The following is a 24717-nucleotide window of genomic DNA, read 5'->3' on the forward strand; positions in this document are numbered from 1 at the left end:
GGGCCCGGCTGCCAGGCTGGAGGGGCGAAAACGCCGTCTGGAGCAGGGAGATGCCGATGCCCGCGACGCGCCCGATGACCGGCAGCGAGTACGTCGAGAGCCTGCGTGACGCCCGCGAGATCTACCTCTACGGCGACCGGGTCAAGGACGTCACCGAGCACCCGGCCTTCCACAACCCGGTGCGGATGACGGCCAGGCTCTACGACGCCCTGCACGACCCGGCGACCCGGGAGCAGCTCACCTGCCCCACCGACAGCGGCGGCGAGGGCTACACCCATCACTTCTTCACCACGCCGCGCAGCGTGGAGGACCTGGTGGCCGACCAGCGCGCGATCGCGACGTGGGCCAGGATGAGCTACGGCTGGATGGGGCGCAGCCCCGACTACAAGGCCTCCTTCCTGGGCACGCTGGGCGCCAACGCCGACTTCTACGCGCCGTTCGCCGACAACGCCCGCCGCTGGTACCGCGAGTCGCAGGAGAAGGTCCTGTACTGGAACCACGCGATCGTGCACCCGCCGGTGGACCGCAACCGGCCACCCGACCAGGTCGGCGACGTGTACGTGCACGTCGAGCGCGAGACCGACGCCGGCCTGGTGGTCAGCGGCGCCAAGGTGGTCGCCACGGGCTCCGCGCTGACCCACTACAACTTCCTGGCCCACTACGGCCTGCCGGTCAAGAAGCGCGAGTTCGCCCTGGTGGCCACGGTCCCGATGGACGCGCCGGGGCTCAAGCTGATCTGCCGCCCCTCCTACACGGCGGCCGCCGCGCTGACCGGCAGCCCGTTCGACTACCCGCTCTCCTCCCGCCTGGACGAGAACGACAGCATCCTCGTGCTGGACCAGGTGCTCATCCCGTGGGAGAACGTCTTCATCTACGGCGACCTGGGCAAGGTGCAGCTGTTCACCGGCCGTTCGGGCTTCATCGAGCGGTTCACCTTCCAGGGCTGCACGCGGCTGGCGGTCAAGCTGGAGTTCCTCGCGGGCCTGCTGCTGCGCGCCCTGGAGATCACCGGCACCAAGGACTTCCGCGGCGTGCAGACCCGGGTCGGCGAGGTGCTGGCCTGGCGCAACCTGTTCTGGGCGCTGTCGGACGCCGCCGCGCGCAACCCCGTGCCGTGGAAGAACGGCGCGCTGCTGCCCAACCCGGAGTACGGCATGGCCTACCGGTGGTTCACGCAGATCGGCTACCCCAGGATCAGGGAGATCATCCTCCAGGACGTCGCCAGCGGCCTCATCTACGTCAACTCGGGCGCGGCCGACTTCAAGAACCCCGACATCCGCCCCTACCTCGACAAGTACCTGCGGGGCTCGGACGGTTCGGGGGCCGAGGAGCGGGTCAAGGTGATGAAGCTGCTGTGGGACGCCGTCGGCTCGGAGTTCGGCGGCCGGCACGAGCTGTACGAGCGCAACTACGCCGGCAACCACGAGAACACCAGGATCGAGCTGCTGTTCGGGCAGATGGCCTCCGGCCGGCTCGAAGAGTACGCGGCGCTCGCCGAGCAGTGCCTCAGCGAGTACGACCTGGACGGCTGGACGGTGCCCGACCTGTCCTCGTTCGCCGGGTTACGACAGACAGACAGCCTCTGAGAAAGGGCGGAAGCATGAGGCCGTTCCGTATCGAGATCCCCGACGGCGACCTGCGCGACCTGCGTCGCAGGATCGACGACACCCGCTGGCCCGACGAGCTGCCCGGCACCGGCTGGGAGCGCGGCGTGCCGCTGACCTACCTCAAGGAGCTGGCCACCTACTGGCGGCACGACTTCGACTGGCGCGCCGCGGAGGCGGAGCTCAACGCCCATCCCCAGTTCGTCGACGAGATCGACGGCGCCACCGTGCACTTCCTGCACGTCAGGTCGCCGCGGCCGGACGCCGTCCCGCTGCTGCTCACCCACGGCTGGCCGGGCTCGGTGGCGGAGTTCCTGGACGTCGTCGGGCCGCTGACCGATCCGCGCGACCAGGGCCCCGCCTTCCACGTGGTGATCCCGTCCATTCCCGGCTTCGGCTTCTCCGGTCACACCCGGGAGGCCGGGTGGCATCCGTACCGGGTGGCGCTGGCCTGGGCGGAGCTGATGCGGCGCCTGGGCTACGAGCGCTACCTGGCGCAGGGCGGCGACGCCGGCGCGGTGATCTCCCTGGAGCTGGCCAGGCTGGCCCCGGAGTCCGTCATCGGCGCGCACGTCAACATGCTCATGGCCTTCCCCTCCGGCGACCCCGCCGAGCTGGCGGGCCTGTCGCCGTCGGACCAGCAGCGGCTGGGCGGCCTCGCCCGCTTCGACCAGGAGCTGTCCGGCTACATGAAGCTGCAGTCCACCCGCCCGCAGACGCTGGCCTACGCGCTGACGGACTCGCCGGTCGGGCAGCTCGCCTGGATCGTGGAGAAGTTCCGCGACTGGACGGACTCCTCCCAGGCGCCCGAGGACGCCGTCGCCAGGGACCGCATGCTGACGAACGTGTCGATCTACTGGCTGACCGCGACCGCCGGCTCGTCGGCCCGGTTCTACTACGAGGGCGCGGCCGGGCTGCGGCAGGCGGCCGAGGGGCACCGGCCGCCGCCGATCACCGTGCCCGTCGGGGTGGCGGTCTTCCCCCGGGACATCTTCGTCCCCGTCCGCAGGCTCGCCGACCGGGACATCCCGACGATCACCCATTGGACCGAGTTCGACCGCGGCGGGCACTTCGCCGCGCTGGAGCAGCCGGAGCTGCTGGTCGGCGACATCAGGGCGTTCGCGCGATCGCTCGCGTGACACAGCGGAAGGCGCCGGCGGCAGGAACCGCCGGCGCCTTTCGTGTTTCCCGTCAGCCTCTCAGCACCGGAAGCGGCTGGACGGTCTCCTCGCCGGTGGCGGGCCTGCCGTTGGCCAGGACGCGCAACATCAGGCCCGGGCGCATGAGCGCCTGGGGCGGGTCGACGAGCCCCGCCACCCGCATGAAGGCGGCGGTGACCGCGCCGTCGCGGGCCGCCGCGGCGTGCAGCCGGCCCATGTAGGCGTTGGCGAGCCGGACCTTCAGGGTGCGCGGCCCCTGCACGCCGGGGAAGGCCAGGTCGGCGCCCGCGGAGATCTCCCACGGCACGTCGATGACGCGGGAGATGTCCCTGAAGAACGGGCGCCACCGGGGCTCCGTGCCCTGGCGCAGGTGTTGCCGCAGGATGATGGACTCCATGGCGGCCACGGTCATGCCCTGGCCGTACACGGGGTTGAAGCTGCACGCGCCGTCGCCGAGCACCAGCAGGCCGTCGGGGAAGCCGGCCAGCCGCTCGTAGCGGCGCCGCACGCTGGCGGGGAAGGTGAAGGTGACACCGTCGTCCAGCGGCTCGGCGTCCCGGATCGCCTCGTAGACGTCCGGGACGGGCAGCGACTTGGCGAAGGCCAGGAAGCCGTCGTAGTCGGCCGGGGGGTGGTCGCCGAGTATGCCGGTGAGCGAGAGCATGCTCATGTCGCCGGGCAGCTTGGGGAAGAAGGCGCCGCGCGGGTTGGCCGGGGAGGCCACCGGGTTGATCGACAGGTCGTCGCCGTACGGGTCGGAGCGCAGCCGGAAGTGGCGGGTGGTGTAGGCCAGGCCGATCTTCACCCGGTCCTCTTCCGGCCGGTCGTAGCCGAGCTCCCGCAGCCACGCGGGCGTGCGCGAGCCCCTGCCGGTCGCGTCGATCAGCAGGTCGGAGGCCAGGTTCTCCTCCTCGCCCGCGCTGTTGCGCACCCGCACGCCGGTGACGCGGGCGCCCGAGGTGGTGGGTCCGAGGATGTCGGTGCGCTCCAGGAAGCGCACGTTGTCCAGGGCCGCCACCCTGAGCCTGACCTGCTCCTCCAGGACGGGTCTGGTGGCCGAGACGCTGACCAGCCCGCTGGGCGCCTGCCGCAGCCTGCGGCCGTTGAAGTACCAGCGCAGCCGGGTGGCCATGTCGCCCGCGGGCACGCCGGCCTCGATGAGCTGCCCGGTCAGGCCCGGGAACAGCTCGTCGAGGATCTGCTGGCCGCGGGCCAGCAGGGCGTGCGCGTGGCAGCCGTGGGGGACTCCCCTGCGCGGGCCGCTCGCCCCCGTCAGGGTGTCCCTGTCGATCAGCAGGACCTCGGTGTAGAACTCGGACAGCACGCGGGCCGACAGCAGGCCCGCCATGCCGCCGCCGAGCACCACCGCGCGGTCGCCGACGTGGCCGGCCATCTCAGTCACGCGGGCTGTTCTGGTAGGCGGCCAGCCGCCACTGCCCGTCCTGCCGCACGACGAGCCAGGAGGCGCGGATGGCGCGCTCGGCCGGGACCTCGCTCTCGCCGGGGGCCAGCACGCCGCCCTGGGTGATCAGGACGCCGCAGTCGTCGTTGAAGAAGCGCACGTCGATGGGCGTCCCGGTGACCCTGGTGCCCTGGTAGGGGCCGGCGAACGCGGCGGTCATGAACGCGCGGATCTCCTCGCGTCCCTTGCGGTACTGGCCCGGCAGGATCATCGACCCGTCCTCGGTGAAGACCGCGGCGAAGGCGTCGGCGTCGTGCGCGGCCCAGGCCTCGATCACACGCTGCGGCAGCGCGGCCACGGCGGCCTGGTCGGGGGCGTGTGCGGGTGCGGTGGTCATGGTGTCTCCTCCAGGCGTTTCAGATGTAGAGCGTGTCGGGCTCGAGGCCGCACAGGATGCGCCCGTACAGCTCGGTGTTGGTGTTCGGGTGCATGAGCGCGTGCTGGTTGACCGCGTGCACGTCGCGCGCGATCCGCTGGATCGGGACGTCGCTGTAGATGGACGAGCCGCCGCTCGCGGTGGCCAGGATGTCCACGGCCTCCTTGCCGAGCCTGCACACGGCGCCCAGGTCGGCGCGGGCCCGCACCCGCTCCTCGACGCTCCACCTGGCGCCCTGCTCGCCCTTGTCGTCGACGGTCGCGGCCAGGCGGCCGGCGTGGAACCCCGCCTGGTCGATCTTGAAGGTGGACTCGGCGACCTGCAGGTGGGTCAGCGGCGCGGCGCTCTGGCTCTCGTACCCGGTGTAGGTGATCTTCCGCTGGGGCAGCCGCTCGAAGAAGGCCTCCCTGGCGGCCTCGGCCAGGCCGAGCACGGTGCCGACGGAGGAGGCGGAGGCCACGGGGAGCAGCGGCTGCCGGTAGATCGGCGAGCCGGCGCTGGCCCCGTCGGCGTGCGCGCCCTCCAGGATCGCGCCGAGCGGCATGACGCGCTCGGCGGGGACGAACAGGTCCTGCGCCACGGTGCTGACGCTGCCCGTGCCGCGCAGGCCCGAGGTGTGCCAGTCGTCGATGACGAGCAGGTCCGACATCGGGACCAGCGCCATGATCGGCTCGGGCGGCGCGTCCTCGCTGACGATGACGGCCACGATCTCCTGCCAGTGGCTGTGGTGCGCGCCGCTGACGAAGCCCCACTTGCCGTTGACGACGATGCCGCCGTCGGTGCGGGCGGCCATGGCGGTCGGGCTGAGCGTGCCGCAGATGCGCACGTCCGGCGTGGCGAACACCTCGTCCTGGACCGCCTCGGGGAAGTGGCAGGCCATCCAGGTCGGGATCCAGTAGACGGAGGCGACCCAGGCGGTGGAGCCGTCCGCCCTGCCCAGCTCGGTGGCCACCTCGACCAGCGTCCGGGTGTCCGCCTCGTGGCCGCCGTAGCGGCGTGGCGTCCTCAGCCTGAACACGCCCGCGTCGGCCATTGCTGCTATCGACTCCTCGTGGAGCCGGCGGTTCTCCTCCGCCCATGCCGCGTGCCCGCGCAGGACGGGCACGATCTCCGAGGCGCGGTGAACCAGGTCTTCCCGCGCCGGAGCATCGGTCACCAACACGATGTCCTCCCAGACGTCAGTCGAGGAACTGCCCACCTGAACGTCCCATTCGGACGCTGACGTGCGCATCTCCTGACGTGCGTGATTGCGTGGCACGCCAGGAGATGCGGGGCGGGCGGCACGGGGGCGACGCTGGGGAAAAACCCGAGACGAAGGGTTCGCGCAGCATGACAGCCGTCACTCATGCCCCCGGAGCTCCGCCCGAGCCCGCTCTCACCCCCGACGTGATCGTCGCGCGCGCGCAGGCCATGGTGCCCGCCCTGGTCGCGCGGCAGGCCGAGACCGAGCAGCGCACCTACTACGCGCGCGACACCCACGAGGCGTTCGCGCAGGCCGGCTTCTACCGCATCCTGGTGCCGCGCCGCTTCGGCGGCTACGAGTTCGGCGTGGAGACGTTCCTGCGCGTGTCGATGGCGCTGGCGCGGGGCTGCCCCTCGACCGGATGGATGTACTCGCTGGGAACGGCGCACGCGCTGGCGGTCGCCACCCTGTTCGGCGAGCGCGCGCAGGCCGAGCTGTTCGCCACCGGCGACTTCGTCTGCCCCGCCACCGTGGCGCCCAGCGGCGCCGCGACGCGCGGCCCGGACGGCCAGTGGATCCTCGACGGAACGTGGAACTACTGCTCGGGCGCCCCCTACGCCACCCACTTCATGGGTCACGTGGTCGTGGACGGCGCGCCCATGCTGTTCGTGGCGCCGCGCGAGCGGTGGCGCCGGCTGGACGACTGGGGCAACCAGCTCGGCCTCAAGGGCAGCGGCTCGCACAGCGTCGTCTTCGAGCACGCCCCGATCCCCGGCCACTACACGCTGCCCCTGCACCTGAGCCAGACGTCGGTGGCGGGCGGCACGCCGGGCCTGTCCCTGCACGGCAACCCGGAGTACGGCGGCGGGCCGCTCAGCTTCATGCTGCTGGACAGCGCCACCGTCATGCTGGGCATGGCCCAGGGCGCGCTGGACGCCTACGAGGACCTGATGCGGGTCAGGACGACGGTGTTCCCGCCGTTCTCGCTGCGGGCCGAGGACCCCGACTACCAGTTCTGGTACGGCGAGGCCGCCGGGCTCCTCGCCACCGCGGAGGCGGCCTGGTCGGACGCCATCCGGCAGTGGCAGCGGGCCTGCGCCGAGGGCTCGTTCACCAGGGAGCGCGACCTGCGGATCGCCACGATCAGCAGGGAGATCGCCCGGCTGTCGTGGCGCGCGGTGGAGCGCTGCCTGTTCCCGACCGCGGGGTCCAGCGCGGTGCGCAACGGTGAGCGGATCGAGCGGATCTGGCGTGACATGTCCACGCTGCACAGCCACGCCGGCTTCGCCATCTTCCTGTCCACGGTCGCCAACCGGGAGCTGGCCCGCGCCCACTTCGGCCTCGGCTGACACGCGGCCCGCGGAAGGAGGGGGCCCGCCCTGCCGGGGCGGGCCCCCTCCGGTACGTGGTGCGGTCGGCCTGCTCCGTACCCGGTGTGGTCAGCCTGTGAGTGCGGGCTCCTGCTCCTGCTCCGGCTCGGGATGGTGGTGACCGGCGAACGGAGCCAGGTGGCGGAGCCGGGTGAAGGCCAGCAGCGCGAGCCCGGCGAACAGGACGGCGTTGACCGCGCCGACCGCGTGCAGCCCCGTGGTGAAGGCCGCGCGCGCGGCGTCCAGCAGCTCCGTGGCCTGGGCGGCGGGCAGCCCCGACGCGGCGCCGACGGCGCCGTTGATGCTGTCACCGGCCACCGCCGGCGCGCCCGCCGGCAGGACCAGCTCGCTGCGGTAGACGGCGGTGCCGAGCGTGCCCAGCGTCGCGATGCCGAGCGCCACGCCGAACTCGCCGCCCGTGGCCACCATGGACGCGGCCGAGCCCGCCTTCTCCGGCGGGCTGCTGGCCATGGCCACCTGGTTGACCAGCCCGCCCACCGGGCCGACGCCGAAGTAGCACACGGACAGGAACACGATCAGCAGCGTCACGGCGCCGACCGCCACCTGGGTGATGAGGAGCTGGCCGAGCACGGCGATGAGCATGCCGCCGCCCAGCACGTACCCCGGCCGCACCTTGGCCGCCACCCTCGGCGTGAGGTTGATGGAGACGATCAGCACCAGCGAGGGGATCAGCAGCCACAGCCCGGCGACCAGCGGCGACAGCCCCTCCACGGTCTGCAGGAACAGCGCGACCTCCATGCCCGTGCCCGTCTGCAGCGAGCCGCACAACATCCCGATCAGCACCGCGGCGGTGAAGGCCCGATGGCGGAACAGGCGCAGGTCGAACAGCGGATGCTCCAGCGCCCGCTGCCTGCGCACGAACACCGCGCCCACGACCAGCCCCGCGGCGATCGCGACCAGCGGCCCCGGCGCCCAGCCGTCCCGCGCCACGGCCTTCAGCCCGTAGATCAGCGGCAGGATCGCGCCCAGCGACAGCACGACGCTGAGCAGGTCCAGCCGCCCGCCGTCCGGGTCGCGGTACTCCGGCAGCAGCGGCAGCGCCGCGATCAGCAGCAGCATCACCGGCACGCCCATCACGAAGACCGAGCCCCACCAGAACCGTTCGAGCAGCGCGCCGCCGACGGCGGGGCCGAGCGCGATGCCGACCATGAACGCGGTCCCCCACACCGCCATGGCCTGCCCGAACTGCTTGGGGTCGCGGAACATGACGCCGATCAGCGACAACGTCGACGGCAGCAGCGTCGCCCCGGCGATCCCGAGCAGCGCCCGGCACACGATCAGCATCTCCGGGCTGGTCGACATGGCCGCCACCAGGGAGACGACGCCGAAGGCCGCCCCGCCGACCAGCAGCAGCCTGCGCCTGCCGATCCTGTCGCCCAGCGAGCCCATGGTGACCAGGAAGCCCGCGGTCATGAAGCCGTAGATGTCGGTGATCCAGAGCTGCTGCGTGGCGTCCGCGCCCAGGTCGACGCTCAGGTGCGGCAACGCCAGGAACAGCACGCTGATGTCCAGCGACACGAGCATGGTGGGCAGGGCCAGCGCAGCCAGCCCCATCCATTGCTTCCGCCCCGCGCGCGGGGCGCCGTCGTGGGTCACGTCCTCACTCCTCATCTCTTGCCGGTCAGGTGGTCAGCTCGATCCGGGTGTGGTCGCCCACCACGAGCCGGTGATGCGCCCGTCCCGGCGCCACGGTGGTGAAACGCCCGATGAGCGAGCCGCGCAGGCTGGCCTCCTCGATGGAGGCGCCGTGGAGCACGATGGAGTCGGCGATGCGGGTGGCCCGCACCACGCAGCCCGTGCCGATGGAGGTGTTGGGGCCGACGTGGCTGTCCTCGATGAGGGTGTCCGCGCCGATGATCGCCGGCCCCTCGATCGTGGAGGCGACGATGCGCGCGCCGGGCTCGATGACCACCTCGCCGCGCACGTCGCTGAGCCCGTCGAGGTGGCCGGCGATGCCGCGCGCCTGCGTGGCCAGCATCCTGCGGTTGCAGTCGAGGACGTCGTCCACCCGGCCGGCGTCGGTCCAGTACCCGTCGTACACGCTCGCCCGCACCTCCAGGCGGTGGTCGACCATCCACTGGACGGCGTCGGTGATCTCCAGCTCGCCGCGCCGTCCCGGCGCGATGCGCTCGACGGCCTCGTGGACGGCGGCGGTGAAGAAGTAGACGCCGACCATCACCAGGTCGCTGGCGGGCCGTTCCGGTTTCTCCGTCACGCGCAGAACGGCGCCCGCCGCGTCGAGCTCGGCCACGCCGAACGCGCGGGGGTCGGCCACCCGGCGCACCACGAGCTGCGCGGCGGGGCGCAGGGCGCGGAACTCCTCGGCGATCGGCCCGATCCCGCCGGCCAGCACGCAGTCGCCGAGATACATGACGAAGTCGTCGTCGCCGAGGAAGCCTCGGGCGAGCTTGACGCAGTGCGCCAGCCCCAGTGGCCTGGGCTGGCGGATGTAGGTGACGCGCGCCCCGAACCTAGAGCCGTCGCCGACGACCTCGGCGATCTGCGCCTGCCTGTCGCCGACGACGAGACCGATCTCGGTCACGCCCAGCTCGCGCAGGCTCTCCAGCACGTGCTCAAGGACCGGCTTGTTCGCGATCGGGATGAGCTGCTTCGGCATGGAGTGGCTCAGGGGGCGCATGCGGGTGCCTGACCCGCCGGACAGCACCAGAGCCTTCATGGTGGCCAGAATCCCAACGCCGGGGTCCCGGCAGCATCTCTGACCGTGCTGGATGACCGGTGGTGGCGCCTCTCAGCAGGTCAGCCCGGGCCCCCGGCAGGTCAGCCCGGCCCTCGGCGGGGTCAGCCCGGCCCTCGGCAGGCCAGCTCGGCGGCGAGGATGGGCCCGATGACGCTGAGGGGGCCCGGCCGCATCATGTCCACGTGCCGGCAGTCGACGCGGCGCACGTCCAGCCGGCCGTCGATGTGACGCGCCCAGGCCCGCGGGGTCAGGGTGCCCCTGCTCTCCCTGGCCGCCTCCAGGTGGAGCACGTCACCGCGGAAGGTGCCGGGCAGCGCGCTCCGTACGGCGGCGCGGGTGCCGAGCGCGGTCTCCACGAGCTCCGTCAGCAGCCGCTCGCCCAGGCCGCTGTCACGGGCCAGCCGCCGCAGCACGGACGCCGCGTCGCCCTCCGGGTCGTCCGGGCCGGGGTGGGCGCCCAGGTCGCTCGCGATCGTGCGGGCGAGGTCCAGCCTGTCACGCTCGGGATCCACCGGGTGCGGGTCCCGCCCCGTGCTCGGGAAGGAGTCGAGCAGCCCGAGGAAGCCGACGTCCGCCCCCTCCCGCTGCAGCCCGCACGCCACCGCGTGCGCGATGCTGCCGCCCGCCGACCATCCCATGAGCTGGTACGGCCCGGCCGGCCGCACCTCGCGGATCCGGGCGATGTAGCCGGCCACGATCGCGGGCAGGTCGGGTGCGGGTGGCCGCCGCCGCGCCTGCAGGCAGTAGAGGGGACGCCGGCCCAGGTAGGGCACCAGGCCCGCGTAGCACCAGCCGAGCCCCGACAGGGGGTGGACGCAGAACAGCGGCACGCCGGAGCCGGTCGTCCGCAGCGGCAGCAGCACATCGGTGTTCATGAGCGGCCAGTGTGCGCCCGCCCCGCCACCCGCGCACCCTCGAACATGCGCCGCTTCCCTCCGCCGCTCACGCGTCCTCATGCGTACGCCGCCGCTCCCCCGCCGCCCCCGGCACGGCGGCGGCGCCGTCGGCGATCCTGGCCAGCAGGCCGGCCAGCGGCCCCGGCGTGGAGATCATCGGCCAGTGCCCGGTGTGCAGGGTCTCGAAGTCCCAGGTGGGCGCCAGGCGCATGGCCTCCACGTCGGGGGCGAGGCGCCCGCCCACGTGCTCCATGGAGCAGACGACGTACGTGGCACGCTGGTCGGCGAGCGGCCGGTTCATCTTGGCGGGGTCGGTCAGGGTGCGGCCGGGGTGTCCCACGAAACGCCGCGCGAGCGAGTGCGCCTGCCGCGCGCTCAGCCCCTGCCCGTCGCCCACCACGGCGGCGTCGGGGGCCGGCCACCGGCCTCCGCCGTCGGCGATCTGCCGCAACTCGCTGTCACGCACCCGCTCGGGAAAGGCGTGCAACATCGACCTGCCGTCATGCGGCAGGAACCCCTCGATGAACACCGTGTGCGCCACCCGGTCGGGCGCCCGGTCGGCGACCTGGCCGACCACCAGGCCCGAATAGCTGTGCCCGGCCAGCACCACGTCACGCAGGTCCCGCTCCTCCAGCACCGCCATGACACTCTCCACGTGCGTCTCCAGGCCTACGTGCGAGACGTCCTCCCTGGCGCTGGCGAGCCCGGGCAAGGTGACGGCCTGCGCGTCGTGGCCGTGCCCGCGCAGGCGCTCCTGCACCGCCTCCCAGCACCAGGCTGCGCTCCACGGGCCGGGCACGAGGACGATCTGTCTCTTCATGGCGCTCTCCATTCACCAACCGCGTTCAGGTCACGTCAATGCCTGTCCTCTCACTGTCGGGCCGGCCGGGGCGGCGCTCCACGGGGGCGCGTGGCAGGAAGGTGCAACGCGCCTGCAGCTTGCTGACTCGGTTTCATCTGGTTTGCCGGCCGCCGGGATCGCAAAGTTGGAAGTGCAAGCGAGAACGGCTCCGAAAAACAAATGACTGAGAAAGAGGCAGTGAAATGACGAACGCGATTCTCTCCCCGCGGATTTCCGGCAGGATTGTCAAGCTTGCGGCGGCTGTTGCGACCTTCGGCGCGGCTTTCGGATTGGGCGCCGGCGCGCTGGACCTGGTTGCGGACCGGGCGGCCGGCTCGGTGCTGGCCGACCCGAACACCTGGCCGGTCCCCGCCGCCGTCCCCGGCAACACCTGGCCGAAGGTGGTCGCCCTCCCGGACCCGAACACCTGGCCGGCGCCCGCCACCACCCCTGGCAACACCTGGCCGGCCCCCGTCACCGACCCCGACAACACCTGGCCGTCCGCCTAGGAAGGAGAGCCCTTGAAATTGTGCCGGCCATTGACGATGAAAGGAGCGACAAAAGACGAGAACCACGGAAAGACCCCCGCGGCGGCCGCGGGGGTCTTCGTTTTTGTGCGTGCGGCGCGGATTGTCATCCAGCCGCGATTTGTCGTCCGGCGAGACGGGCAGGGCCCGGCGGTGCCGCCGCCGCACACGGCGGCCGGTCACGGCCGGGCCTCCCCGGTTCGAGCGCATGACACCATCATGCAGCCATCCACCCCCCAGGACCGGCCGGTAAGGGGGAAACCCATCCCCGACCACGCGAGGCGCCCACGCCGGCGAACTCCGGCCTTCCGCACGAGGCTCGCCCGGCGGATGGCGATGCGTCCCCGTCCACGACGCAGCGGCCGGCTCCGCGACGGCCGATGGCCGGCCCGACGATGGGCGGCACGCACCGGCGTCCTCGCCGGGCTCCTGCCCGTCCTGGAGATCGATGCCGTCGGCATGTCCGTCGGCCCGGGCTTCGTCAAACGAGGACACCGTCCGGCCACGGCCCGGACGGTGTCCTCGTCACGCGCGGTCACGCCGACGGCTGCTTCTCCCAGGCCCGATAGGCCGTCTCGCGCAGCTCCTCGTCGGCGGTCCGCTCGACCCGGGCCATGGCCAGGCGCAGGATGGGCGGCGCCATGACCGAGGTGACGACCGCCACCAGGATGATCATGGTGTAGACCTCGACGCTCAGGATGCCGAGCCGCAGGCCCACCATCGCCACCACGACCTCGATGACGCCGCGCGCGTTGAGCCCGGCCCCCAGGGCGAGCGCCTCCCACCGGTTGAGCCTGCTCAGCTTGGCGCCCGCGTACACGCCGAGGAACTTGCCCACGATGGCGATGGCCAGGATCGCCAGCCCGGCCAGCAGCACCGGCGGCTCGCCCAGCGCGGTCAGGTCCATGCGCAGGCCCGCCGTGGCGAAGAAGACGGGGGCGAGCGCGCCCAGCACCACGGTGCGCAGGGGCGCGAGCTTGGCGGCGTCCACCTTGCCGGCGCTGCCGATGAGGATGCCCATCACGAACGCGCCGAAGACCGCCTCCAGCCCGAGGGCGTGCGTGGCCGCCCCCGCGAGCACGATGAGCACGACCGTGGTCGCCACCGTGGGCCCGGCCCCCTCGGACCTGGCGGCCAGCCGGAGCGAGCCGCGCACCAGCGGCCTGCCGACGGTGAGCGCGAACACGACGATCGCCACGAGGCAGGCCAGGGACGTCAGCACGGTCCCCGCCGACGCCGCGTGCACGGCCATGGCGCTGACGATGGACAACATGAACCAGCCGAACGCGTCGTCGATCATCCCCGCGGTGAGCGAGAGCTGGCCGACGTTGCGGTGGATGAGCTTCATGTCCATCAGCGTCTTGGCCAGCACGGGAATGGCGCTGACGCACATGGCCACCCCGAGGAACAGCGCGAAGACCGTGCTGTCGGCCCCGTCGGGGATCAGGGATCCCGGTACGAGGAACCCGGCCGCGACGCCGAAGCCGAGCGGCACCACGAGCCCGCCCACGCTGACTCCCGCCGCCGTCCCCGCGCGCCTGCGGACCAGCCCCATGTCCATGTGCATGCCGGTCAGCCCGACGAGCAGGATCACGCCGAGCTGCCCGACCGCGTCGAGCAGGTGGAACTGGCCGGCCTGCGAGGGGAACAGCCACTGCTGGAAGTCCGGCGCGAGGTGCGCCAGCAGCGACGGCCCCACCAGCACGCCGGCGAGCAGCTCACCGACCACGGAGGGCATTCTCAACCGGGTCGCGAGCGAGCCCAGCGCGAGCGCCAGGAGCAGCAACGAGCCGACCTGGAGCAGGAAGATCAGTAACTGGTGGGCGCCGATGGGGGCAACGGGAACCATGTCTTCTCCTCAGTGAACGCAGATGATCGGGAAAGGTGGCGCCGCGGGGTCGCGGCGCCCGGATCAGGCGGCGATGCGCTTGCGGTCCACCTTGCCGGTGGAGGTACGCGGGAACGGGTGCTCGACCAGCCGGATGGCCGACGGGATGGCCGCCCGCGGCAGCCGGGTCGCGCAGTGCGCGCGCAGGCGCAGGCCCGACAGCCCGCTGGTGTGCGCCCTGCGGACGAACGCGGTGAGCCGGACCTCGCCCCCGTCGCGTGCCGGGACGACGACGGCCTCGACGACGTCGTCGTGCTCCAGCAGGACGCGCTCGATCTGCTCGGGATTGACCCGGACGCCGCGCACCTTGAGCTGGAAGTCGTCGCGGCCGACCAGGAACAGCCGGCCGTCGGGGTCGCGGCGGACCAGATCGCCGGTGCGGAAGTAGGCGCGCCCGTCGGCACCGGTGACGAACCGGGCGGCCGGCGTGCCGGGATCGGCGCTCAGGTAGCCGGTGGTCTGGAACGGGGTCCGGACCAGGAGCTCGGCGGTTCCCGCCCGCTGCGGGTCGGGCGAGTGCTCGTACACGGCGACGACGCCGGGCAAGGGTTCGCCGATGGGCAGGGGTCCGGGCGCGGCGGCCTCGGCCGCGTCGAACTCGTGCCAGAAGCTGTCGTTGGTCTCGGTGCAGCCGTACACGTTGTAGTAGCGGGCGTTCGGGAACCTCTGCGGCAGGGCGGCGCGGACCGGCGCCGGCGCGTGGTCGCCGGTGACGATGACGTGCCGGACGCGGGGGAACTCCCCCTCGCCCAGCAGCTGGTAGAGCATGGGCACGCCCTGGACCACGGTCACCTGGGAGGCGGCGAAGAAGTCGCGGACGTGCCGCGGGTTGGCGGCCACCGCGGGGTCGACCAGCGCGACGCAGCCGCCGTGCCGCAGCGTGGCCCAGATGTCGAGCAGGCACAGGTCGAAGTTGAGCGGCGCGTAGTTGAGCACCACCTCGCCGGGCCCCAGGCCGAAGGCGTCGCCGGCCCAGTCCGTGAAGCGGGTCACCGCGCCGGAGGAGAGCGGGACGAGTTTCGGCGTCCCGGTCGAGCCGGAGGTGGTGAGGATGAAGGCGGTGTGCGCGGCGGTGACGGGTGCGGGCTGGGGCAGCGGCGGGCCGTCGGAGTCGCCGGCGATCACCCGGGTGACGAGGTCCGGGTGCTCGGCGGCCTGTTCGGCGTCGGCGGCCAGCACCTGCTCGCAGCCGGCCCGCTCGCACAGCTCGCGCAGCGCGACCGGGCCCAGGTCGATCGGCGGGAGCAGCACCGGGCGGCCGGCGGCCAGGCAGGCCAGCACGAGCGCGATCGCCTGCGGGGACTTCTGGGCGAGCACCGCGACGGGCCCGGGTGGAAGGGTGGTCAGCTCCGCCTGGGCGCGCCCGGCGAGCGCGGCGAGCTCGCCGTAGGCGACGGTCCCGGCGCGGGTCAGCAGCGCGGGCGCGGCGGGGTCGGTCTTCGTCCGAGCGATGAATCCGGAAAGCAGGTCAGCTGTCATGAAGGTCGCCCATCGGTAGTGGTGGATACCCACGAGCCTGTTCGATGGGCGACCTGGTAACCAGGAGGATCGGCGTCAGCTACGTGCCGGTGATCGGCAGCTTCCTGCCGTCAGGACCGCGCGTCCTCCAGCTCCCTGGCCGGGGCGGCCTCGCCCTCGGCCCGGGTGGCCAGGACGGAGCCGGCCAGGATCAGCACGAAGGAGACGACGATCAGCGCGGTCAGCGGCTCCTGGAGGACGAGCACCCCGGCGGCGATCGCCACGGCCGGGTTGACGTACGTGGACACCAGCGCGCGCGACGGGCCGGCCTCCTTGATGAGCTCGACGTACACCACGAACGCCAGCCCCGTGCAGAGCACCCCCAGCCCGAGGATCGCGGCCAGCACCGCGCCGCTGGGCATGACGGCGGGCCAGGTCCAGGCGGCGGCGGGGGCGTAGACGAGCGCGGCGAAGGCCAGGCAGCCCGCGGTCAGCGGGATGGTGGGCACGTCACGCAGGTAGCGGTCGGCGATCAGCGGGGCGAGCGCGTAGGAGAGCACGGTCAGCAGCACCTCGGTGATCGACCAGGCGTCCCCGCCCTCCAGGTGCGGCAGGGCCAGCACGGCGGCGCCGACCAGGCCGAGGGCCAGCCCGGCCCAGCGGGCCCTGCCGAGCCGCTCCTCGTCGCCGGTCATCCGGGCCAGCAGCACGCCGAGGATCGGCGCGGCGGCGATCAGCAGCCCGGCGGTCGAGCTGGACAGCTGGCGCTCGGCGTCGGACAGCAGCCACCAGGGCGCGAGGATCTCCAGGAAGGCGAACGCGATGACGGGCCGCCAGTGCCGCCGGAGCATCCCGAGCTGCCCGCCGCGCAGCGCCAGGGGCAGGAGCATCGCGGCGCCGATGGCGGTGCGGGCGAAGACCAGCACGGGCACCGGCACCTCGCTCACCGCGACCTTGATCAGCAGGTAGGGAATACCCCACATGACAGAAATCAGGGCGAACAGCACCCAGCCACGGCGGCTCATACGCAACTCCTTCCGGAATTCACCTCGTCAGCGAATTCCTGCGGGCAGGCACTTCTTCCGAGTACTAGCACGACCGCCGCCCCGGGTCTTCTTCCAACGTGCTCACTTTCGCGCCGACAACACACTTGACTTTGTTTGCGAAGAGCGGTCAGGATCGTCATTACGCAGGTATTTGGCGGCCATCCGGTGGCAGTGTACGATCTGGCCCGAGGTCCACGCCACACCACGTCATCAAAAACGGAGGAATGCGCAATGGCCGACAAAACCCCGAATCCCGCGATGCGGCAGCTCGACGTTCTCGTCGGCACCTGGAAGGTGACGAACTACGACGACGGAAAGGAGACCGACCAGGGCACCGTCAGGTTCGAGTGGCTGGAGGGCGGCTTCTACCTGATCCAGCACGTCGACCTGGGCGTCAGCAGGTCGGTGGAGTACATCGGCTACGACCCGGAGACCGGCACGCTCAAGTCGCACCTGTTCGGCCAGTCCCACGAGATCCTCAAGTACACCTGGGAGGTGACGGGCGACACCCTGACCATCTGGTACGGCGACCCGGGCTCCCCCGCCCGTTTCGTCGGCACGTTCAACGAGGACCGCAGCTCCAACTCAGGGGCCTGGGAATGGCCGGGTGGCGGCTTTCAGTCGACCATGGTCAAGGCCTAGCCCCGTTCCGCCGTTCGCTGCCGGCGCGCGGTGCCGGGCGACCGTCCGGCACCGCGCACTCTGAAAGATGCGCCCATCTGCGCCCAGCGGTGATGCTGCGTTTTGTGGACATCACAAAGGTGATCAGAGAATTCGTGGTGGCCGAGTATCTTCCGGATACTCCGCCCGACGAGCTCGAGGTCGACTACGACCTTTTCCGCAACGGGGTGGTGAACAGCCTCGATCTGCTGAGGCTCATTTCCTGGCTGAAGGATCATTTCGGCATCCCCGTCGACGAGCTCGACATCGTCCCGGAGAACTTCCGCACCGTGGCGGCCATTCGCGATTTCGTCGAGTCAGCCCTGCCGGCAGCAGCAGAACGGACATTCAAATGATCATTCGCAAGATTTCCGACGTGGAGCCGGTCGAGTGGGGGAACGGGCTCAGCCACCGTTTCCTGGTCGAGGACGACGGCATGGGCTACACGCTCACCGACACGACCGTCTGGGCCGGGACCAGCTCCCCCCTGGAGTACCGCAAGCACCTCGAGGCCTGCTACTGCATCAGCGGCACGGGCGCGGTGGTCGACTCCGACGGCCGCACGCACGACCTCGAGCCGGGCACCATGTACGCGCTCGACCAGAACGACCCGCACCACCTGATCGCAGCGCCCGGCGAGGACCTGCGCCTGATCTGCGTCTTCTCGCCCGCGCTGCGCGGCGACGAGCGCCACGCGCTCGACGAGGCCGCGTTCTCCTGCTACTGACGGATCTGATCTCGCATGTACGAGTGGAGCGAAGAGCACCGCGAGCTCAGATCCGAGTTCGCGCACTGGTACGCAACGCTGGCCGAGGGCCACCTCGAAGCCGACAGGGACGCCGGGCTGCCGGCGCGCGCGTGGGAGCAGGTGCGCGCCTCGGGGCTGCTGCGGCTGCCGTTCCACGCCGAGTGGGGCGGCCGCGGGCTCGACCTGCTCAGCACCATGTACGTCCTGGAGGGGCTGGGCGAGGGCTGCCGGGACGGGGGCCTGTGCTTCTCGATCTGCACGCAGATCGTCAGCGCCGGGATCCCGCTGCAACGCTTCGGCAGCGCCGAGCTGAAGGCCCGCCACCTGCCGGGGATCTGCGAGGGGGGCACGATCACCGCGCACGCCATCACCGACCCGCGCGGCGGGTCCGACGTGCTGGGCATGGGCATGACGGCCAAGCCCGACGGCGACGACTGGATCCTCGACGGGGACAAGGTCTTCGTGACCAACGGCCCGGTCGCCGACCTGATCGTGGTGTACGCGCTGACCGACGCGAGCCTGGGCCCGTTCGGCCTGACCGCGTTCCTGGTGGAGCGCGGCACCGAGGGCCTGCTGACCGGCCCGGACGTGCCGAAGATGGGCCTGCGCACCTCCCCCCTCGGCGAGTTGTCCCTGCGCGGCTGCCGGATCCCGGCGGCGAACGTGCTGGGCCGGCCCGGCATGGGCTTCGCGGTGCTGGACCACGTGATGCGGTGGGAGATCCTGTGCTCGTTCATCGTCCAGGTCGGGGCGATGCAGCACCGGCTGGACCGGTGCGTCGAGCACGCCACGCGGCGCCGCCAGTTCGGCCGGCCCATCGGCTCCTTCCAGATGATCGCCGACCAGATCGTGGACATGAAGATCGGGGTGGAGACCTCCCGGCGCTGGCTGTACGACGCGGCGGAGGGGTTCGTGCGCGGCAGGGACGTCACCACGGACATCGCGATCGCGAAGGTGCTGGCCAGCGAGGCGAACGTGAAGTCGGCGCTGTCCGCCGTGCAGATCTTCGGCGGGCGCGGCTACCTGACCGAGACCGGCCTGGAGAAGGACCTGCGGGACGCGGTCGGCGGCACCATCTACTCCGGCACCACGCAGATGCAACGGATCCGCATCGCGCGGATGCTCGGCCTGAAGGAGTCACAGACATGACCGCTGACCTGGCCGCCACCGCGTTCCTGGACGCCGGCCACCCCGTGGTGCGGGACTTCGCCGCGCGCGCCGCCGCCGGCGCCGAGACCCCCGCCGACCGGGCGGTGCGGCTCTACTACGCGGTCCGGGACGACATCCTCTACGACGTCTACGACATCGACATGTCCCGCGACGGGCTGCGGGCCAGCACGATCATCTCCCGCGGCAGCGGCTTCTGCCTGCACAAGTCGATCGTGTACGCCGCGGCCGCCCGGGCGCTGGGCATCCCGGCCAGGCTGGTCTTCGCCGACGTGCGCAACCATCTGGCCTCCGGGCGGCTCAAGGAGCTCGTCGGCGGCGACGTGTTCCGCTTCCACGGCCTGGTCTCGATCCTGCTGGACGGCCGCTGGGTGAAGGCGACCCCGGTGTTCAACAAGACCCTCTGCCGGCTGTACCGGCTCAAGCCGCTGGAGTTCGACGGCACCGCCGACAGCGTCTACCACCCGTTCGACGAGTCCGGCCGGCGGCACATGGAGTTCCTGCGATGGCACGGGGAGTTCGACGACTTCCCGTACGAGCTGGTCCTGGACGCGTTCAGGACGGAGCACCCCCGGCTGCTGGACGGCCACGACCAAACCGTGAAGGGCTCGCTGACAGCCGAGGCGAGTGCCCAGATCTCGATCGTGTGAGGTTCCCCTTGAACGAGCGCGTCAAGTACACCCTGTCCGAGGACGACATCCCCTACTCCTGGCTCAACATCGCCGCCGACTTCGGGGCCGCGGCGCCCATCCTGGACCCGGCGACGGGTGAGCCGGTCAGCCTGGCGGAGCTCGCCAAGTCGATGGCGGAGCCGCTGATCGAGCAGGAGCTCAGCACCGAGCCGGAGTTCGAGATCCCCGGCCCCGTCCGCGACATCTACCGTCAGTGGCGCCCGACCCCGATGTACCGGGCCCGCCGGCTGGAGCAGGTCCTGGACACCCCGGCCCGCATCTACTACAAGTACGAGGGCGTCGCGCCGAGCGGCAGCCTCAAGCCCAACTCGGCGGTCCCGCAGGCGTACTACAACAAGCAGGCCGGGCGGACCGGCCTGGTCACGGAGACCGGCGCGGGCCAGTGGGGCACCGCGATCGCGTCGGCCGCCGCGATGTTCGGGATGACCGCGAAGGTGTTCATGGTCGGGGTCAGCTTCCGGCAGAAGCCGTACCGGCGGGCGCTGATGGAGTCGTACGGCGCCGTCTGCTCGGCCAGCCCCAGCACCGAGACGGCGGCGGGAAGGGCGATCCTGGCGGAGGACCCGGACCACCCGGGGAGCCTGGGCATCGCCAAGTCCGAGGCGATGGAGGTGGCCTGGGCCAACCCCGAGCTGGGCTACACGCGCGGCAGCTCGCTGAACCACGTGTGCGCCCACCAGACCGTCATCGGCCAGGAGGCGATCGCCCAGATGGCGCTCGCCGACGACTACCCCGACATCGTGGTCGGCCCGTGCGGCGGCGGCAGCACGCTGGCCGGGATGTGCTTCCCGTTCCTGCGGGACAAGCTGCGCACCGGCCGCGACATCCGGCTCATCGCCGCCGAGCCGGTCGCCTGCCCCACCCTGACCCGGGGCCGGATCGCCTACGACCACTCCGACGCGGCGCGGCTCACCCCGCTGTCGCGGATGCACACGCTGGGCCACCGGTTCGTACCGCCGCCGGTGCACGCCGGCGGGCTGCGGGCGCACGACAGCTCGCCGCTGATCAGCAGGGCCGTGGAGAACGGTCTGATGGAGGCGGTCGCGCTGAAGCAGGTCGCCGTCTTCGAGGCGGGGATCATGTTCGCCCGCGCCGAGGGCATCCTGCCCGCGCCCGAGTCCAGCCACGCGGTCAGGGCGGCCATCGACGAGGCGCTGCGGTGCCGCGAGGAGGGGCGCTCGAAGGCGATCCTCATCGCGCTGTCCGGGCACGGGCACTTCGACCTGGCGGCGTACGAGAAGTACCTGAACGGCACGCTGCCCGACGACGAGCCCGGCGAGGAAGTGTTCCAGCAGGGGCTGGCGAGCATTCCGCAGCTCGCCACGCTGTAATTCACCATTCGATGGGGGGCTCCGGCCGGAGCCCCCCATCAGCAATTTGAAAGAATAATACGCACGCCCCAGGCGATAACGTGACGGTGCAACGGCAATTGGCAGTCGATACCGAAGGATGAGGGTAATGACCCAGGCCGTCGAAACGTACACGGAGCTGGACGAGCCCTGGCTCGTCCTGGGCGAGCGGCGTTTCCGCTCCCGCCTGCTGGTGGGCATCGAGCAGTACGACGACCCCGTCGCCGTCCGGGAGGTCCTCGCGGCCAGCGGGTGCGACGTGTTCATCACCACGATGGACCCCGACAACAGCCGGGCCAGCCTGCTCCTGACCGACATGGCCGAGGAGCTGCCGGAGCACGAATTCCACTGGATCGGCACCACCTCCTTCGCCCGTTCCGCGGAGAGCGCGTTGCGGACGGCGCGAATGTTGCGCGATTTCTACGACATCGACGTACTCAAACTCGACGTACGGTCGCCGGACAATGTGCCGGACAACGAGGCCACGGTCGCCGCCGCCGGGACACTGCGCGCGGAGGGCCTGGACATTCTGCCGTTCATTCTTCCGGACGTGCCGACCGCCAGGGCGCTGGAGAGCCTGGGCTGCGCGGCGCTGCGGGTGATGGCGGCTCCCGTGGCCTCCGGCCGGGGCATCCCCGGCCCCGGCCGGATCCGCGAGGTCATCGAGAGCGTCGGCCTCCCGGTCATCGTGGAGGGCGGCCTGGGCACCGCGCGGCACGTGGTGACGGCCATGGAGCTGGGCGCCGCGGGCGTCCTGGTCAACACCGCGCTGGTGCAGGCCGAGCGGCCGCTGCTGCTCGCGGAGGCGATGAAGCACGCGGTGCGGGCCGGGCTGCTGTCGCACCGGTCCGGCCCGATGGGCGGCGACCCGCTCTAGGCACGCGCCCGTTCACCGCGGAAGGGGAAGAGGCCGTGTCCTCCGAGATCGACGCGCGCGGACCGCGTGAGCTCCCGGGAAAGGCCCCCTCACCGGGCGGCGTGCTGGCCCTGCTGGCCGCCGCCACGGCGACGGGCAGCACCGGCCTGGCCGCCGGCGGAACCGCCGGCGCGCTCCTCGGCGCCGAACTGGCCGGCACGAGCGCGGCCGCCGGGCTCCCTGTCGCGCTGCTCGTCGTCGGCTCGGCCGCCGGAGCCGTGCTCGTCTCCGCCCAGGCCGGGCGCGGACGGCGCGGCCGGGGCCTGGCCATCGGCTACCTCGTGGGCGTCGCCGGAGCGATCATCGTCATCCTGGCCGCGGTGGTGCGCTCCGTCCCGCTGCTGCTCGCCGGCAGCGTGGTGCTCGGCGTCGCCAACTCCTCCGTCTTCATGGCCAGGTACGCCGCCCTGGGCGTCGGCAGCGCCAGGGGGCGCGGCCTGGCGCTGGGCGCCGTGTTCGTCGCGACGGCGGCCGGAGCCGTGCTCAGCCCGCTGCTGCTCGGGCCGAGCGGCGCGCTCGCCGAGGCGGCCGGGCTGCCCAGGCTGGCCGGGCTGTACCTGGTCGCCGTGGTGGCGTTCGGGCTGGCCGCGCTGATGTTCGCGGCGGCGTCCGTCCCCCGGTTCCCGGTGCTGGGGCGGGCCGCGCCCGTGCTCTCCCACCGCGGCGTCCGCGCGCCCGGCAGGGCCGAGCTGCTCGGCGGGCTGCGCGGGCGCCAGGTCAGGAGCGCGCTCGTCACGCTCGCCGTGGCGAACTTCGTCATGGTGGCGTTCATGTCGGTCGCGCCCGTCCACCTGCTGGAGCACGGGCACGGGCTGCAGCCGATCGGGCTCATCGTGGCCCTGCACGTGGCGGGCATGTTCGCGCCGTCCCCGCTCACCGGCCACCTGGCCGACCGCTTCGGCGCCCTGCCCGTGGTCGTGCTCGGCTGGGTGCTGCTGCTGGCGGTGTGCCTGATCGGCCTGCTGGTGAGCCCGGGCGGCACGGCCACCATGACGATCCACCTGCTGCTCCTCGGCGTGGCCTGGAACTGCGGCGTCGTCACGGGCAGCGCGATGCTGGCCGCCGCCGTGCCCGCCGGGCTGCGCCCGCACGTCGAGGGCGTCGGCGAGGTGGTGATGCAGCTCGCCGCGATGCTGGCCGCGCCGGTCGCGAGCGTGATCACCGCGGCCGCGGGCTACCCCGTGTTCTCGCTCGCCTGCGCCTTCGTCGCGCTGGGCGCCCTCATCCACTCCTATCGCTCGCGAGGACGACCGTGAAGCTTCTCACCTGCAGCAACACCTGCCCCCGATGGGACGCCGGGACCCTGCGCCCGCGCTCGCCCGGCGGCCTGGCCCCGATGCTCGTCGCCCTGCTGAACGAGCACGGCGGCGACTGGGTGTTCACCGCGCCTCCGGAGGACTCCACGCCGGCACGGCTGGCGGGCGGCATCCGGCTGCACCCGATCGAGCTGCCCGAGGACGTCCGGCACCACCACTACGACGTGATCTCCATCCGGCTCCTGCTCGGCCTGCTCCACTACATGCACGACACCTCGGCGGAGCCGGTCTTCGACGGGGACCTGCTGGAGTCCTGGGCGGCGTACGAGGCGGTCAACCAGGCCTACGCCAAGCGGCTGGGCGAGCTGGCCACGGGCGGCGCCGACGAGCACGTGCTGATCAACGACCCCCACCTGATGCTGGTGCCGGAGTACTTCGACGCCGAGCCCGGCGACCGCCGCGGCCGCATGACGTACTTCCTGGGCACGCCGTGGGTGGAGCCCGACTACTACGGCATCCTGCCCGGCCGGCTGCGCACCCGCGTCCTGGAGAGCCTGCTGCGCTGCGACGTGGTCGGCTTCCACTGCGACCGGTGGGCCGAGGCGTTCCTGGCCTGCTGCGCGCGGTTCCTGCCGGGCGTGCGGGTAGAAGGCCGCACGGTGACGGGCGGCGGGCACACCACGCGGGTGGTGTCCGTCCCGTTCCCCGTGGACCACGACGTGCTGGAGCGCATGCGGCACGAGCCGGCCACCGCGCGCTGGGCGGGGCGGCTGGCGGAGCTGGCGGCAGGACGGCGGACGCTGGTGCGGGCTGACCGGCTGGACCTGTGGAAGAACCTGCCGCGCGGGTTCCTCGCCTACGAGACGATGCTGCTGCGCCGGCCCGAGCTGGCCGCGCGGTGCTGGTTCGCGGCGGTGGTGACGACTCCCAGCAGGGCCGCCGAGCGGCACCTGGACTACCAGCGGCGCACCGAGGCGATCGTCGAGCGGATCAACGCCCGCTTCGGCGCGCCGGGCAGGCAGGCGGCCACGCTCATCTACCCGGGCCCCGGCGACGACTCGCGCAACTGCGTGGTGGCCGCGCTCGGGACGAGCCGGGCGGCGCTGGTCAACTCCACCTACGACGGCCTGAACCTGTTCGCCAAGGAGGCGGCGTACCTGCTGCCGGACGACGGCACGCTGCTGATCTCGGAGAACGCCGGCGTGCACCAGCAGCTCGGCCCCTACGCCGGCACGCTCGACCCGTTCGACCCGCACCAGATGAGCGTGGCGATCGAGCAGGCCCTGGACGGCGGGGCGCCGCCGGCCGGCCTGGCGGTCGCGCGCAGGGAGCTGCTCAGGAGGGAGAGCCCGCAGGCGTGGTTGCGGGCGGTGTTCCCCGGCTGACGACGACACCATGG

The 24717-nt window shown here is 72.1% G+C and carries 23 protein-coding genes; 13 read left to right on the forward strand and 10 right to left on the reverse strand.

Features of this window, described 5'->3' with window-relative positions:
* Positions 1–56: 56 nt before the first annotated feature.
* Positions 57–1586, forward strand: a complete 1530-nt coding sequence (locus HD597_RS23980; RefSeq protein WP_253744939.1) for a 4-hydroxyphenylacetate 3-hydroxylase family protein — start codon at positions 57–59, stop codon at positions 1584–1586.
* Between the two features lie 14 nt (positions 1587–1600).
* Entirely contained in the window at positions 1601–2743 is a 1143-nt protein-coding gene (locus HD597_RS23985) for an epoxide hydrolase family protein (protein ID WP_253744940.1), read from the forward strand.
* Between the two features lie 52 nt (positions 2744–2795).
* On the opposite strand, the gene HD597_RS23990 is transcribed toward HD597_RS23985, so the two are convergent.
* From HD597_RS23990 to HD597_RS24000, 3 genes are read right to left on the reverse strand one after another with little or no spacing between them, the layout of a single operon-like run.
* Complete coding sequence (locus HD597_RS23990) at positions 2796–4157, reverse strand: FAD-dependent oxidoreductase (RefSeq protein ID WP_253759463.1); 1362 nt, start codon at positions 4155–4157, stop codon at positions 2796–2798.
* Position 4158: 1 nt separating this feature from the next.
* Complete coding sequence (locus HD597_RS23995) at positions 4159–4563, reverse strand: SgcJ/EcaC family oxidoreductase (protein WP_253744941.1); 405 nt, start codon at positions 4561–4563, stop codon at positions 4159–4161.
* A 19-nt stretch (positions 4564–4582) separates the two neighbouring features.
* On the reverse strand, positions 4583–5764 hold the full coding sequence (locus tag HD597_RS24000; protein ID WP_253744942.1) for an acyl-CoA dehydrogenase family protein: 1182 nt from the start codon (positions 5762–5764) through the stop codon (positions 4583–4585).
* Between the two features lie 167 nt (positions 5765–5931).
* Between HD597_RS24000 and HD597_RS24005 the strand changes: the two genes are divergently transcribed.
* On the forward strand, positions 5932–7134 hold the full coding sequence (locus tag HD597_RS24005) for an acyl-CoA dehydrogenase family protein (protein ID WP_253744943.1): 1203 nt from the start codon (positions 5932–5934) through the stop codon (positions 7132–7134).
* 90 nt (positions 7135–7224) lie between these two features.
* On the opposite strand, the gene HD597_RS24010 is transcribed toward HD597_RS24005, so the two are convergent.
* The 4 genes from HD597_RS24010 to HD597_RS24025 all read right to left on the reverse strand — a co-directional run bounded on the left by HD597_RS24010 (position 7225) and on the right by HD597_RS24025 (position 11590).
* Positions 7225–8772: an MFS transporter gene (locus HD597_RS24010; protein ID WP_253744944.1), complete on the reverse strand. Its 1548-nt coding sequence runs from the start codon at positions 8770–8772 to the stop codon at positions 7225–7227.
* A 25-nt stretch (positions 8773–8797) separates the two neighbouring features.
* On the reverse strand, positions 8798–9853 hold the full coding sequence (locus tag HD597_RS24015) for a glucose-1-phosphate thymidylyltransferase (protein ID WP_253744945.1): 1056 nt from the start codon (positions 9851–9853) through the stop codon (positions 8798–8800).
* 122 nt (positions 9854–9975) lie between these two features.
* Entirely contained in the window at positions 9976–10749 is a 774-nt protein-coding gene (locus HD597_RS24020) for a thioesterase domain-containing protein (RefSeq protein WP_253744946.1), read from the reverse strand.
* A 67-nt stretch (positions 10750–10816) separates the two neighbouring features.
* Positions 10817–11590, reverse strand: a complete 774-nt coding sequence (locus tag HD597_RS24025; protein ID WP_253744947.1) for an alpha/beta fold hydrolase — start codon at positions 11588–11590, stop codon at positions 10817–10819.
* Positions 11591–11814: 224 nt separating this feature from the next.
* Between HD597_RS24025 and HD597_RS24030 the strand changes: the two genes are divergently transcribed.
* Complete coding sequence (locus HD597_RS24030; protein WP_253744948.1) at positions 11815–12120, forward strand: hypothetical protein; 306 nt, start codon at positions 11815–11817, stop codon at positions 12118–12120.
* 553 nt (positions 12121–12673) lie between these two features.
* Here the strand turns inward: HD597_RS24030 and HD597_RS24035 are convergent.
* The 3 genes from HD597_RS24035 to HD597_RS24045 all read right to left on the reverse strand — a co-directional run bounded on the left by HD597_RS24035 (position 12674) and on the right by HD597_RS24045 (position 16509).
* Complete coding sequence (locus HD597_RS24035; RefSeq protein WP_253744949.1) at positions 12674–13987, reverse strand: cation:proton antiporter; 1314 nt, start codon at positions 13985–13987, stop codon at positions 12674–12676.
* Positions 13988–14050: 63 nt separating this feature from the next.
* Positions 14051–15505: an AMP-binding protein gene (locus HD597_RS24040; RefSeq protein WP_253744950.1), complete on the reverse strand. Its 1455-nt coding sequence runs from the start codon at positions 15503–15505 to the stop codon at positions 14051–14053.
* A gap of 110 nt (positions 15506–15615) precedes the next feature.
* Positions 15616–16509 (reverse strand): DMT family transporter, encoded by an 894-nt coding sequence (locus tag HD597_RS24045; RefSeq protein ID WP_253744951.1) that lies wholly within the window; start codon positions 16507–16509, stop codon positions 15616–15618.
* Between the two features lie 252 nt (positions 16510–16761).
* On the opposite strand from HD597_RS24045, the gene HD597_RS24050 reads away from it, so the two are divergent.
* The 9 genes from HD597_RS24050 to HD597_RS24090 all read left to right on the forward strand — a co-directional run bounded on the left by HD597_RS24050 (position 16762) and on the right by HD597_RS24090 (position 24703).
* On the forward strand, positions 16762–17172 hold the full coding sequence (locus HD597_RS24050; RefSeq protein ID WP_253744952.1) for a hypothetical protein: 411 nt from the start codon (positions 16762–16764) through the stop codon (positions 17170–17172).
* A 104-nt stretch (positions 17173–17276) separates the two neighbouring features.
* Positions 17277–17546, forward strand: coding sequence for an acyl carrier protein (locus HD597_RS24055; RefSeq protein ID WP_253744953.1), 270 nt, complete (start codon positions 17277–17279; stop codon positions 17544–17546).
* The gene (locus HD597_RS24060; RefSeq protein ID WP_253744954.1) at positions 17543–17917 is read left to right on the forward strand and encodes an ectoine synthase; all 375 of its coding nucleotides are present in this window, start codon (positions 17543–17545) and stop codon (positions 17915–17917) included. The genes HD597_RS24055 and HD597_RS24060 overlap by 4 nt, the downstream gene beginning before the upstream one ends.
* 15 nt (positions 17918–17932) lie before the next feature.
* Complete coding sequence (locus HD597_RS24065; protein ID WP_253744955.1) at positions 17933–19087, forward strand: acyl-CoA dehydrogenase family protein; 1155 nt, start codon at positions 17933–17935, stop codon at positions 19085–19087.
* On the forward strand, positions 19084–19755 hold the full coding sequence (locus HD597_RS24070) for a transglutaminase-like domain-containing protein (protein ID WP_253744956.1): 672 nt from the start codon (positions 19084–19086) through the stop codon (positions 19753–19755). Before HD597_RS24065 ends, HD597_RS24070 begins: the two co-directional genes overlap by 4 nt.
* 8 nt (positions 19756–19763) lie before the next feature.
* On the forward strand, positions 19764–21128 hold the full coding sequence (locus HD597_RS24075; protein WP_253744957.1) for a TrpB-like pyridoxal phosphate-dependent enzyme: 1365 nt from the start codon (positions 19764–19766) through the stop codon (positions 21126–21128).
* 127 nt (positions 21129–21255) lie between these two features.
* On the forward strand, positions 21256–22023 hold the full coding sequence (locus HD597_RS24080; RefSeq protein WP_253744958.1) for a beta/alpha barrel domain-containing protein: 768 nt from the start codon (positions 21256–21258) through the stop codon (positions 22021–22023).
* Between the two features lie 35 nt (positions 22024–22058).
* Complete coding sequence (locus HD597_RS65930; protein WP_253744959.1) at positions 22059–23318, forward strand: MFS transporter; 1260 nt, start codon at positions 22059–22061, stop codon at positions 23316–23318.
* Entirely contained in the window at positions 23315–24703 is a 1389-nt protein-coding gene (locus HD597_RS24090; RefSeq protein WP_253744960.1) for a trehalose-6-phosphate synthase, read from the forward strand. The genes HD597_RS65930 and HD597_RS24090 overlap by 4 nt, the downstream gene beginning before the upstream one ends.
* The last annotated feature ends 14 nt before the right edge of the window (positions 24704–24717 follow it).

Origin of the sequence: Nonomuraea thailandensis, assembly GCF_024172165.1 — a bacterium.
Classification (GTDB): domain Bacteria; phylum Actinomycetota; class Actinomycetes; order Streptosporangiales; family Streptosporangiaceae; genus Nonomuraea; species Nonomuraea thailandensis.